Origin of the sequence: Bacteroides luti, from assembly GCF_900128905.1 — a bacterium.
GTDB classification, from domain to species: domain Bacteria; phylum Bacteroidota; class Bacteroidia; order Bacteroidales; family Bacteroidaceae; genus Bacteroides; species Bacteroides luti.
In genome coordinates, this window is sequence record NZ_FQTV01000014.1 from 30987 (window position 1) to 43569 (window position 12583).

The window sequence follows — 12583 nt, forward strand, 5'->3', positions numbered from 1 at the left end:
AAATCTATTTTTATTATATTTATATATCACTAAATTTATAAAAGAAGGGCAATATGCCATTCACAGACAAAAGTCTTAAAAAAAAACGAAACAAGGACATATTCATAGAACTTTTATACCTAAAAAACCATAAAGCATTTAACATAAACAATATTTTATATTAGCGTCAAAAAAGAAATGCTTAAAAACAAAATAAGGCTAGAGAGGACAAATAAGTACTCTCTAACCTTATACAGTTATTTATATATTCCCCCTATTGTTCTAGAAACTAAAAGGAAATAAATCAGTTCTCTTATTACTTAATAATAATTTTCTTCACTACCCCATCTCCATTAAGTATATATATACCTTGAGGAAGTGCGACAGAAGTTACTCCGGGATTCAGTTTATGCTTATATACAATTTGCCCGGAAATATTATAGATACTAATATTCTGAACCTTATCATTCTGAATAACAAGCTGGTTACTTTCTACATAGAAACGGAATGAGTCGCTTTCATTCTTGGAAATAGCAGTTGAAGTATAATCTGTCATAGAGATATTATCAACATTTACACGAGGCTTTGTTCCAGAAGTTGTTAAATTTGCAACTTTGATTCGTATCGGACCAGATATATTTATTGAATACTTATACTCCTTTAATGAGTTAGATACAGCTACATTTTCAGCTACTGTATTCCATGTAGTTCCCGCATCAGAAGAGTAGTAAATTCCTATTGTAGTAGCTACATCTGTACCATAAGTTCCTGCATATAATGATAATGTACCTACACCATTCGCTTTATCTGATTTCATAGAAATTGCCCCAGCAGGTTTTATACGGGTAGACTTACTACCAATCTTCAAATCGCCTAAATCATTAATCATGATCAATGTATTAACAAAAGCCCAACTTCCTGTTGTACATATAGCATCACCTGTTGTATAACCATTTGTTACTTCCTTCTCAAAATCCTCTAAAAATGTTTTAGCCAACTCAGCAGCCCCAGTTACCGGTATTTCCTGATCGTCTGAAATTTCAGTGCACGAAAGAGAAAGTGTTGACTGATAACTACCTGCAGCAGAAGAGGCCATACGAACGTAGAACGTTCCTCCGGCAGAAGCAAGAGTGATAGCATTTGACCACGTCTGTTGATCTGATGACAATTCAAAAGGTGTACCAACCTTAACGGCAATATTACTATTGATATATTCTGTTGAAACTGTTACGCTTTTTACTGATGATGCAGCATTTGGTAATGTTACAAAATCAAGGTTTCCACCCTGCAAAGTTGCTGTTACAGCAGGTACAGCAACTAATGTTTTTGCACCAATAAGATTTGAAGAGAGTCCACCACCGGTAAGCTTATAATAATATTGTGTATCCGGTGTAAGATTTGTAACAGTTTGAGTCTCTGAAGAAGCATCAACGCTTACCGGATAACCTGTAACCAATGTTGTTTTATCCGATTGATAAAGACTAAAGTCGTATTTAGTAGACGCGTCGCTCACATTTTTCCATGAAGCAACGAACGATTTTGAAGTTACATTTGAAGCCGCGAGTACAGGTATGCCATCAACAGCTTCAGCCTTAAGATTTACAGAAACAGTTACTCCGCCTCCTGACAAGGTAAGTGTACCTGTTGCAGTTGCAGCTGAAGCAGAATTATACTGAACAGTAACTTTTGCACCGGCAGCCACCTGATCTTTCGTTAAAGAAGATGCATTAACAGTAAATCCGGTTCCGGAAATACTTATAGACAAATCGCCAGTCAGATTTTTTCCGCTTACAGAGACTTCTTTCTCTAGTGTTTTACTGATCGAAGTAACCCCCAAATCCAAAGTAGAATTATTTGTTGGTGAATACAAAGCAGGATCAGTGCTCTCACTCCATGGGGTTTCCGTCTTAGCTCCCCAAATATATTCGGCCAATTCCGGATAATCAATAAACGGATTACGGTTTCCCTGTATTTTATAAACAGCATTGTTTCTGTTTACTTCCTTATCACTTACCGGATCTTCCTGACTCCATTTCAGAAGAAGCTGGTAAGCCCATTGCTGAAAGGTAGGATAGGTATTTTTTTCGAGTTCGTTAAGAGCTGATGTAGTAGTCCAGTCACTTGAATAGTCTTCATAGCATGTTACCATATACATATATGCACGTGCAAAATCGCCTTTGTATTCATCGTAAGGTTCCCAGGCATCAATTAAACCTCCGGGGCGGCTATTTGATTTTCCAACTTTTATCACTCCATTTGAATATGTAACAGTACCGTCAACAACAGCCATTGGATAATTACTCTTTGCAGAATTAGCTGCAATGTCCGACGGATTCAGATTATAAAGATCTTTATAAGCCTGACGTTCATCACCTCCCCACCAGCTTTTGGGAAATGAATGTTCAATATTCATTCCTGATGCTGCATAATTGCCGTTTACTGGAACCCTATTATTTGAGTACATATCCCAAACGGTTCCATCGGTACGAACATCTGTCTTTGCAAATCCCGACCATGTTTTACCATCTCCACTACCATAATTAAGCACCGTTGCATTCATAATAATGGTATGCAAAGCCGTTTTCAATTCTGCTTTTTTCTTCCCTACTGCGGGTGTGTAATAGCCACTCGGGATCTGTGCCATTAATTGTCCACCTATACAGACAATTAATAATTGCATTAACAAATGCAGGAAAAATTTTCTCATTCTATCGTTTTTTATTGACCAATTTAAATACACTTCAATATTATCCTTTCATAGTATATAAAAAAGTAGTTCATAGACATTTAGCCCATCAAGGAGTACAAAGTTAATAATTATACAATAAATAATCTGCCATAAGGGTTAATTTTATTTGTCAGTTATATTACAATCTGATTATCGGTCCGTTTTTTCATTTAAAAAATTAACAATTAACACAAAACAAACATTATTTTATTATCATACGAAAAAGTTCCTCAAATAATTTTCCAATTTAAAGAAAAGCATTATCTTTGCGCTCTGAAATAGACCATTACACTATTCTTACCAAATAGTACAAAGTAATAATAATTAAAAAACAAATACTGAAATGAAAAAAGGTATTCATCCAGAATCATATCGTCCAGTCGTATTTAAGGATATGTCTAATGGCGATGTATTTTTATCTCAATCTACTTGCAACACTAAAGAAACTATCGAATTCGAAGGTGAAACTTATCCATTGGTTAAGCTTGAAATTTCTAACACTTCTCACCCTTTCTACACTGGTAAATCTACAATGATTGATACTGCCGGTCGTATTGATAAGTTTAAAAGCCGTTACGGAGATCGTAGCAAGAAATAAGATATTTCAGATTATATCTGATAAAAAAGCTCTGATACAATTTTGTATTGGAGCTTTTTTTATTGCTTGTACACCCGGGTGTACAATGCCCATCCATCCGGATGTAGAGAACCTCTACACCCGGGTGGACCAATATCCTACACCCGGATGGAATAAGAATTTATTGGTTTACTTTTAATAATCTGATAAGGGTTTGATTTAAAAGACAAAAACATAGTCTGTCAAAATCAGACGAGACAAGTGCTAGACTACTAGATTACCGCTAGACTTTCTTGAAGAAGTCTAGCGCCTCCATTACATTCATTCACAACACATTAAATGGTTACTGCTAGACTGCAAGACTTTTTTTGCAAAAATATTATTTTTAGAGAGAGAAATCTAAGATTTTACTTTAAGTTACATTTTCAAAGTAAATCGACCTTCTTTCCAAACATAGACAAGTGCCTTTTTTACGAAAGATGCTAAATCCTTTGCTGCTGTTTCATCCAGATATTCGGAAGAAGCAAAAGTAAAAGTAATATCACTGCTATCCTTTGAAAGATCTGATTTCAACAAATAAAAATCCAATGCAGCCCGTGCGTTATTAAACGCTTCGAGTTGAGTAGAATCGGGAGTAATAAAGAATTGCTCCATCTTAGGCAATTCTATATAATCTTTCACTGGTAGTTCTTTCCATGCTGTAGTATAAAAAAGGATGCGACTATCGCAAGCCGGACCACAGACGGTATTAACTACACAAATAATTTTTGTTGTATCGTTCAACTGAAGTAATTTCATCTGAAAACTACTCTGAGGGGTAGTCTGCAAATAAACATAATCTTTAGTCAGAGTTTTCATTTCCGACATTTTATCCATCTTATTCTTGACTTGCGCTTTCATATTACTTTCGAGAAAATCCGCAAAATCTTCCCGGTTTACTTTTGTGAGCAAAGGCGACAAGGAATCAGGCATATTAATAAATACCGATTTGGCATCCTGTGCATGCAAGGAGATGACAGAAGCCATCAAAAAACAAAGAAGGATTATCTTTTTCATCTTATTAATTTATTTTGAGCCCAAATATAAGAATATCATTCCAATTAGCACCAGAATAAGATCGATTGCTTTGCTTTTTAAATTCTTTTCACGGAAAAACATTGCACCAAAGATGAACGAAACAATTACACTGCTTCGGCGAACCATAGATACAATAGAAATCATGGAATCGTCATAACTAAGTGCATAGAAATAAACAAAATCGGCTGCACCTAGAAAGATTGAAATAAGTATAATACTCCAGTGCCAGCGAAAAGGAGTAGTTTCTTTTCGCTTTGGCCACCATAAAAGCATCAGTACTCCGCCCATAATAAAGAGCTGATAAACATTATACCATGATTGGATAAGCATGGGATTAAATTGCTTCATCAGGTATTTATCATAAAGTCCGCTGATAGCTCCTGTTAAGGCTGCCATCACAATAAAGAATATCCATTTGTTGCTTTTAAAGTCTATCCCTTCTTTTTTACCAGAGCGACTAAGCATAAAGAATGAAGCTACAGCAAGCAGCACCCCAATCCATTGATAAAGATTTAGTCGTTCGCCAAATACAAGCATTGCTCCGACCAATACCATAACCGGGCGGGTTGCATTGATTGGTCCTACAATGGTAAGCGGCAAGTGCTTCATTCCAAAATAGCCAAAAATCCAGGAAGAAAGTACTATTACCGATTTAAGCAACACATATTTATGAACTTCCCATCCTTCGACAGGAACATAAAAAATGGTATTGCTAATCCACTCCTGCCCCATGGCGGAACAAATAATAAACGGCAAAAATATCAGACTGGAAAACAGTGTATTAAGAAACAACACCGGCAATACAGCATTATCTTTTAAAGATCTCTTTTTGAAAACATCATAAAAGCCTAGTAAAAAGGCTGAAGTAAAAGCTAATAATAACCACATATTATATAAAAGTTTCAGCAGGATATTCAATATCTACTAAAAACAATGCATGCCCCGGAACAGAAGCACCTGCTTTGCATCTGTCTTTTAGTTCTATCACTTTACGGAATTCTTCGATACTCATTTTACCTCGCCCCACTTCTACCAGCGTTCCCACAACGGCACGTACCATATTGCGAAGAAAACGGTCGGCTTTCACAGTAAACACCCACGTGGTTTCATCTTCCTGAATCCACTCCGCCTGCATAATTTTGCAATTATTGGTTTTTACATCGGTATGGAGTTTACTAAAACTGGTAAAGTCGGTATATTCAAACAGTATCTTTGCAGCCTCGTTCATCAATTCATAGTTGAGCGATCCATGCATCCGCCATTTCAAGTGACGGTTGAACGGTGATTTCACAGAGGTGATGTAATATTTATAGGTACGAGACAATGCATCGAAGCGGGCATGCGCTTCGGGATGTACTTTACAAACGCGATATACGGAAATATCAGGTGGAAGTAATCTGTTCAACTTATCGGTAAGCAATGCAAGATTAAGATCTTCTTTCTCTGAATCAAAGTGTGCCACCATCAGTTTGGCATGAACTCCGGCATCCGTCCTGCCAGCACCTACTACTTCTGTTTCAACGCGAAGTAGAGTAGAAAGTGCTTTTTGCAAGCATTCCTGTACACTCACACCGTTGGGCTGAACCTGCCAACCGTGATAATTTGTCCCCTCGTAGGCTAAATAAATAAAGTATCGTTGCACGCGTTTTTATTATTTTGGCGCAAAGGTACGTTTTTTTTCTTTTATGTAAGTTGCTATCTGGCAGTAATATGAAAACAACCTTGCTTCAATTCGTACTTTACGTAGCAGGTTTCTGCTTTTCTAAGATCGCGAAGCACTTCGGAAAGAACCAGCTTTAAGGTATCGCGGTTAACATCCTGCATAGGGCGATCATCTTCTACTTTCTTAAAACGCTTCCAACTTACATCGAAAGTTGTTCCATAAAAATGGGCCGATTTTTCGGATGCATTTCCATTACGTTTGCGCAATTTCTTAACATCATCCTGAGTTCTAAGTACTGATGTTACAACAACCTGATTAGGATTTAATCCTTTAGATTCTAAAGAATCAAGGAAATTAGAACCTATACTGGACAATAAATCACCGGCTTTTGGAACAAGGTAAGGAAGCGAATGAGTAAGGGAATCAACTATATAATATTCATTACTTTCAATAAGCACCAAATCGCCTTTCAGCTTTTCGGCATCTTCGCGCGAAGATATAGGACGAATACCGATTGCCTGTGCTGCCGACAAATGCAAATCATTTAAATCACCAAATGAACGTTTAAAGCTTATCACTCCCCGTATGTTTTTAGGATGATTTAGCTTTAAGGTTTTATCCTTACAGGCAGACAAACAGCAAATTAAAAAAAACAAGCCTACAATTGGTATAAGTTTGCGCATCAGAAAGTAAATTATCAGATTTTATATTATGTACTTTGTTTTGCAAATATATATTAAAATGCCTTCCTATAAAAACAATTCCTGAATAAACTCTATTATAAAAGTAAATGATTTCAAGACTGCTGATAAAGTTTCTGCATAATGTAAGAGTACACAGTTTATTTTCATTATACAAGTATATAATTCGAAGTTTTTTATGTAAATTTGCAAGCAATTTAGAAATAAACATTTGATCCTTTAAATTGATTCAATGATAGAAAAACTGATTGTTCTCGAAGACATCGATCCGGTTATCTTCTATGGTGTGAATAACACCAACATTCAACTAATAAAAGCCTTATTCCCAAAATTAAGGATAGTAGCCCGTGGAAATGTGATTAAGGTGATGGGTGATGAAGAGGAGATGTGCGCGTTTGAAGAGAATATATTAGCTTTAGAAAAACATTGCGTTCAATACAATTCGCTAAAGGAAGAGGTCATTATTGATATTATAAAAGGTAACGCTCCCCAGACTGAAAAAAACGGGAACGTAATTGTATTCAGTGTTACCGGAAAGCCTATCATTCCACGTAGTGACAACCAACTTAAATTAGTGGAAGGATTTGAAAAGAATGATATGCTCTTTGCTATCGGCCCGGCTGGTTCGGGAAAGACTTACACCTCTATTGCCCTGGCAGTAAGAGCATTGAAACAAAAAGAAATTAAAAAGATCATTTTAAGTCGCCCCGCTGTCGAAGCCGGCGAAAAACTAGGTTTCCTTCCGGGGGATATAAAAGAAAAGATTGATCCATATCTGCAACCTCTATACGATGCACTTCAGGATATGATTCCCGCTGCCAAGTTAAAGGAATATATGGAACTAAATATTATTCAGATTGCGCCGCTGGCTTTTATGCGCGGCCGTACTCTAAACGACGCTGTCGTTATTCTTGATGAAGCCCAGAACACTACCACTCAGCAAATAAAGATGTTTCTTACCCGCATGGGGATGAATACAAAAATGATTATTACTGGTGACCTTACTCAGATCGACCTTCCGGCTGCCCAAACGTCCGGACTTGTTCAGGCAATGCGTATTCTGAAAGGAGTAAGAGGTATCAGCTTTGTGGAGCTTGGAAAGAAAGATATTGTTCGTCACAAGTTGGTGGAACGAATCGTTGAAGCTTATGAAAAATTCGACGATAAAAAGAAAAAAGAAAAACAATTAGAAGAATCCCAAAAACAAATACAATAATGAGCAAAGCATTAGTAAAAACAGATTTTAATTTTCCGGGACAAAAGAGTGTTTACCACGGAAAAGTACGTGATGTGTATAATATCAACGACGAATTATTGGTGATGGTTGTAAGTGACCGTATCTCAGCATTCGATGTTATTCTGCCTGAAGGTATTCCTTATAAAGGACAAGTGCTGAATCAGATTGCTGCCAAATTCCTGGATGCAACTGCTGATATTGTACCTAACTGGAAGGTTGCTACTCCAGACCCAATGGTTACTGTAGGTATTAAATGTGTTCCTTTTGAAGTGGAAATGGTGGTTCGTGGTTACCTTACCGGACACGCATGGAGAGAATATAAAGAAGGAAAACGTACTCTTTGCGGTGTACCAATGCCTGAAGGAATGAAAGAAAATCAACCATTCCCTACTCCTATCATTACTCCTACAACCAAGGCTTACGAAGGTCATGATGAAGATATCTCTAAAGAAGAGATTATTGCACAGGGTATTGTAAGTAAAGAGGATTATGAACAATTGGAAAAATACACATTGGCTGTTTATGCACGCGGATGTGAAATTGCAAAAAAAATGGGTCTTATCCTTGTTGATACTAAATATGAATTTGGTAAGAAGGATGACAAGATCATTCTGATGGATGAAATTCATACTCCGGATTCTTCTCGTTATTTCTATGCTGAAGGTTTTGAAGAACGTTTGGCTAAGAATGAACCACAAAAGCAGTTATCTAAGGAGTTTGTTCGTCAATGGTTAATTGAAAACGGCTTCCAGGGAAAAGAAGGACAAAAGGTTCCTGCTATGACCGAAGAATACGTAAACAGTGTAAGCGACCGCTACATTGAATTATACGAAAACATTGTTGGAGAAAAGTTTGTAAAAGCTGATCTTGATGATGTAGCTGCAAGAATTGAAAAGAATGTTACTGCATTCCTTTCTAAATAAATAGCATTCAATGAATAACAAGAAGGCTTCTCTTCTTGTTATTCATTACTTTTTTACTGCAACACATAGTTTTTGACTTTTTTATTTATCTATTTTCATTCATGAAATACCCTCAAGAAGAAATAAAGCCTTATAGCTCCGAAGGAAAAAAAACCGAACAGGTGGAGACTATGTTTGATAATATAGCTCATCATTACGATCTGTTAAACCATACCATGTCTTTTGGTATTGACAAGGGTTGGAGACTCAAGGCAATTGCCTGGTTAAAACCTTTTCGTCCTCAGAAAATGATGGATGTAGCTACCGGAACAGGCGATTTTGCTATTCAGGCTTATCGTGATTTATTACCTGAAGAACTGATTGGTACGGACATTTCGGAAGGGATGATGAAAATTGGTAAAGAGAAGGTGCTAAAGTTAGGGCTTGACCAGAGTATATCTTTCGCCAAGGAAGATTGTATGAACCTAACTTTCACTGACAACACTTTTGATGCAATCACTGTTGCTTTTGGTATCCGTAACTTTGAAAACCTGGACAAAGGTTTATCGGAAATGTACAGGGTACTGAACAAAGGCGGGCATTTGGTTATTCTGGAACTGACCACTCCGGATTCTTTCCCGATGAAACAGCTATTTGCCATCTATTCTAAGATTGTGATTCCTACAATGGGTAAGCTTCTTTCAAAAGACGATAATGCTTACACCTATCTACCTGAAACCATCAAAGCCTTCCCACAAGGAGAAGTAATGAAGGGAGTTATTGAAAATGCGGGATTCAAAGATGTTTCTTTCAAACGACTAACATTCGGAGTCTGCACACTTTATACTGCTGCAAAATAATAAAACAAAAAACACAGACTATGCAAAAGTACGGTTTAATAGGCTATCCGCTTAAACATTCTTTCTCGATTGGATTTTTCAACGAGAAATTCAAATCGGAAAACATCGATGCGGAATATGTAAATTTTGAGATTCCTGATATCAATCTTTTTATGAATGTTATCAGTGAGAACTCTGATCTTTGTGGTTTAAATGTCACTATTCCGTATAAAGAACTAATAATACCTTTCCTTGACGAATTAGATAAAGATACCGCTAAAATTGGCGCGGTAAATGTAATTAAAATTATTCGCCAAAAAGGAAAAATAAAACTGGTTGGATATAATTCTGATATTATTGGTTTTACACAATCTATAGAACCTTTACTAAAAGAGCATCACAAAAAAGCACTTATTCTGGGAGCAGGAGGTGCAGCTAAAGCGGTATTTCACGGATTAAAAAATCTGGGTATTACAAGTACGTATGTATCACGCACTAAACAGGCAGACATGCTTACTTATGAGGAACTTACTCCTGAAATTATAGCCGAAAATACTATAATTGTAAATGCGACTCCTGTAGGTATGTTTCCTAATGTAGATGCCTGTCCGGACATTCCTTATGAGTGTCTAACCAAAAATCACTTATTATACGATTTATTGTATAACCCGGACACAACACTATTCATGAAAAAAGGAGCAGAACGGGGAGCTAAAACCAAAAATGGTTTGGAGATGCTTTTGCTTCAGGCTTTTGCTGCCTGGGAAATATGGAATAAATAATTCATTTTATGGTAGCAAAAAAGGTAATCAAAATTATAAAATATTTGCTTCTCTCACTATTACTTCTTTTCGTAGCAAGTACAGTGGGGGGAAGCTTTTATATGCTTGATTACTCGCTTTCATCAAAACATAACAATAATGACGAAGCTGAGTCGTATAAGTATATGTACGACAATTATCCTTATCTGCACCAATGGGTGGATAGCTTGAATAAGGCTTCGGCATTAAAAGATACTTTCATTATTGGCAACGAAAACAATAAACTGCACGCCTATTTCATTGCAGCCAACAAGCCAACAAAAAAGACAGCTATACTGGTTCATGGTTATACAGACAATGCAATCCGAATGATGATGATTGGTTATTTGTACAATCATGATTTGAATTATAACGTTGTTCTTCCTGATTTGCGGGCACATGGAAAAAGTGAAGGTAATACGATTCAGATGGGATGGAAAGATCGTATTGATGTGATTCACTGGATTGATGTAGCAAAAGGTATATACGGAGATAGTATAAATATTGTGGTTCATGGCATCTCAATGGGAGCTGCAACAACAATGATGGTAAGCGGAGAAAACCTTCCTACAAATGTAAAATGCTTTGTGGAAGATTGCGGATACACCAGTGTGTGGGATGAATTTTCTAAAGAACTGGAAGAACGTTTCAACTTACCCGAATTTCCGTTAATGTATGCTACCAGCATGCTATGCGACATAAAATATAACTGGAATTTCAAAGAAGCGTCTCCACTGAATCAAGTGAAGAAATGTCGTTTACCAATGTTCTTTATTCATGGTGATGCAGACACTTATGTTCCTACCTGGATGGTTTATCCGCTTTATGAAGCAAAACCAGCACCAAAAGAATTATGGATTGTTCGGGGAGCTGAACATGCAAAATCATACAAACAAAATCCTCAGCTTTATCTTGCAAAAGTTAAAGCGTTTACTGATAAGTATATTAAATAAGTTATTTTCCAAAATTCTTTTTATATCTTTGTCAATAATAGCCTGTTTAAAGACTAACTATCTGAAAACTCTTTGAATCAGGACTTAAAGACGATATTATTTTCAGAAAAAGAAACAAAACAATGCATCATACGAATATCTTAGATATGTTTTGATGCAAAATAAAATGAATAAATACGATAATATACGATCATGAATTTATTAAAAAAGACAATGCTGTTCTTGCTGTTATGCCTTAGCTTTCAAGCAAAAGCTCAGAATAATGCATATACAGTGGAAAGTGTTCCGAATGTGCATTTAGAAAATAAAATGCGCTACGTGAGCAATCCCGGTGGGCTTATATCTCAGGAAGCTTGTGCAGCTATAGACAGTATGCTTTGGAAACTGGAACAAAAAACGTCTATTGAAGTTGCAGTTATTGCTCTTCCATCTATTGGGAATGAGAATAGCTTTGATTTTGCTCTTGGAATATTTAATGCATGGAAAGTAGGGAAAAAAAGCAAAGATAACGGACTGGTAATTTTGCTTGTAGAAGACCAACGTACAATACGTTTCATAACCGGTTATGGACTTGAAGGAGATTTACCGGATGCCATTTGCAAAAGAATTCAAGTCAAAAAAATGAATCCTTTCTTCCGCAACAACAACTGGGACGGGGGAATGGTTAGTGGTATTCAGGCTGTTTGTGCCCGTCTGGATGGTTCCATGACTAACGATGAATTGAATAATGAGGAAGGCGGAAATATTATGTTTTTGTTCTTTGCTGCAGGCGGATTTATTATATTGTTAGCTTTTATAGGTGGAATTGCTTCCTGGAGAGCGACACGCTGCCCAAAATGCAAACAGCATAAACTGATGCGAACGGATTCCAAACTTCTTTCGTACCGCCATGGAGTAAAAAGAGAAGAAGTGGTGTATACTTGCCAGAATTGTGGTCACAAAATAATTCGTGAAACAGAATCATCAGACGATAATTACCGCGGCGGAAGAGGTGGCCTTGGCGGAGGAATATTCCTGGGCGGCCTAGGCGGAGGCTTAGGTTCCGGAGGCGGAGGATTCAGCGGAGGTAGCTTTGGCGGCGGCATGTCTGGTGGCGGAGGAGCAGGTTCAGATTTTTAACATAACAA

12 protein-coding genes are annotated in these 12583 nt (G+C 36.9%); 7 read left to right on the forward strand and 5 right to left on the reverse strand.

Annotation, left to right across the window (positions count from 1 at the left end; all coding sequences use genetic code 11):
- Nucleotides 1-295: 295 nt before the first annotated feature.
- Nucleotides 296-2686 carry an endonuclease gene (locus BUC21_RS12645; RefSeq protein ID WP_083547703.1) on the reverse strand — a complete coding sequence of 797 codons (2391 nt, stop codon included), beginning with the start codon at nucleotides 2684-2686 and terminating at the stop codon, nucleotides 296-298.
- A gap of 364 nt (nucleotides 2687-3050) precedes the next feature.
- Here BUC21_RS12645 and BUC21_RS12650 point away from each other — a divergent pair, with 364 nt between their 5' ends.
- Nucleotides 3051-3305 carry a type B 50S ribosomal protein L31 gene (locus BUC21_RS12650; protein ID WP_073402981.1) on the forward strand — a complete coding sequence of 85 codons (255 nt, stop codon included), beginning with the start codon at nucleotides 3051-3053 and terminating at the stop codon, nucleotides 3303-3305.
- Nucleotides 3306-3701: 396 nt separating this feature from the next.
- Here BUC21_RS12650 and BUC21_RS12655 read toward each other — a convergent pair whose 3' ends face one another.
- Genes BUC21_RS12655 through BUC21_RS12670 form a run of 4 tightly spaced genes read right to left on the reverse strand, consistent with a single transcriptional unit; the run spans nucleotide 3702 to nucleotide 6707 of the window.
- Nucleotides 3702-4340: a DUF3256 family protein gene (locus BUC21_RS12655; RefSeq protein WP_073402983.1), complete on the reverse strand. Its 639-nt coding sequence runs from the start codon at nucleotides 4338-4340 to the stop codon at nucleotides 3702-3704.
- 9 nt (nucleotides 4341-4349) lie between these two features.
- Entirely contained in the window at nucleotides 4350-5249 is a 900-nt protein-coding gene (locus BUC21_RS12660; protein ID WP_073402985.1) for a DMT family transporter, read from the reverse strand.
- Nucleotide 5250: 1 nt separating this feature from the next.
- A complete protein-coding gene (gene truA / locus BUC21_RS12665; protein ID WP_073402987.1) occupies nucleotides 5251-6003 on the reverse strand; it encodes a tRNA pseudouridine(38-40) synthase TruA in 753 nt (250 codons plus the stop codon).
- Nucleotides 6004-6056: 53 nt separating this feature from the next.
- The gene (locus BUC21_RS12670; protein ID WP_073402989.1) at nucleotides 6057-6707 is read right to left on the reverse strand and encodes a DUF5715 family protein; all 651 of its coding nucleotides are present in this window, start codon (nucleotides 6705-6707) and stop codon (nucleotides 6057-6059) included.
- 250 nt (nucleotides 6708-6957) lie between these two features.
- Between BUC21_RS12670 and BUC21_RS12675 the strand changes: the two genes are divergently transcribed.
- The 6 genes from BUC21_RS12675 (at nucleotide 6958) to BUC21_RS12700 (ending at nucleotide 12575) form a co-directional block, all read left to right on the forward strand.
- Nucleotides 6958-7941, forward strand: coding sequence for a PhoH family protein (locus tag BUC21_RS12675; protein WP_073402991.1), 984 nt, complete (start codon nucleotides 6958-6960; stop codon nucleotides 7939-7941).
- Nucleotides 7941-8885: a phosphoribosylaminoimidazolesuccinocarboxamide synthase gene (locus BUC21_RS12680; RefSeq protein WP_073402993.1), complete on the forward strand. Its 945-nt coding sequence runs from the start codon at nucleotides 7941-7943 to the stop codon at nucleotides 8883-8885. Before BUC21_RS12675 ends, BUC21_RS12680 begins: the two co-directional genes overlap by 1 nt.
- 101 nt (nucleotides 8886-8986) lie before the next feature.
- The gene (gene ubiE / locus BUC21_RS12685; RefSeq protein WP_073402995.1) at nucleotides 8987-9724 is read left to right on the forward strand and encodes a bifunctional demethylmenaquinone methyltransferase/2-methoxy-6-polyprenyl-1,4-benzoquinol methylase UbiE; all 738 of its coding nucleotides are present in this window, start codon (nucleotides 8987-8989) and stop codon (nucleotides 9722-9724) included.
- A 20-nt stretch (nucleotides 9725-9744) separates the two neighbouring features.
- Nucleotides 9745-10485 carry a shikimate dehydrogenase family protein gene (locus BUC21_RS12690; RefSeq protein ID WP_073402997.1) on the forward strand — a complete coding sequence of 247 codons (741 nt, stop codon included), beginning with the start codon at nucleotides 9745-9747 and terminating at the stop codon, nucleotides 10483-10485.
- Between the two features lie 8 nt (nucleotides 10486-10493).
- Nucleotides 10494-11456: an alpha/beta hydrolase gene (locus BUC21_RS12695; RefSeq protein ID WP_073402999.1), complete on the forward strand. Its 963-nt coding sequence runs from the start codon at nucleotides 10494-10496 to the stop codon at nucleotides 11454-11456.
- A 192-nt stretch (nucleotides 11457-11648) separates the two neighbouring features.
- The gene (locus tag BUC21_RS12700) at nucleotides 11649-12575 is read left to right on the forward strand and encodes a TPM domain-containing protein (RefSeq protein WP_073403001.1); all 927 of its coding nucleotides are present in this window, start codon (nucleotides 11649-11651) and stop codon (nucleotides 12573-12575) included.
- The last annotated feature ends 8 nt before the right edge of the window (nucleotides 12576-12583 follow it).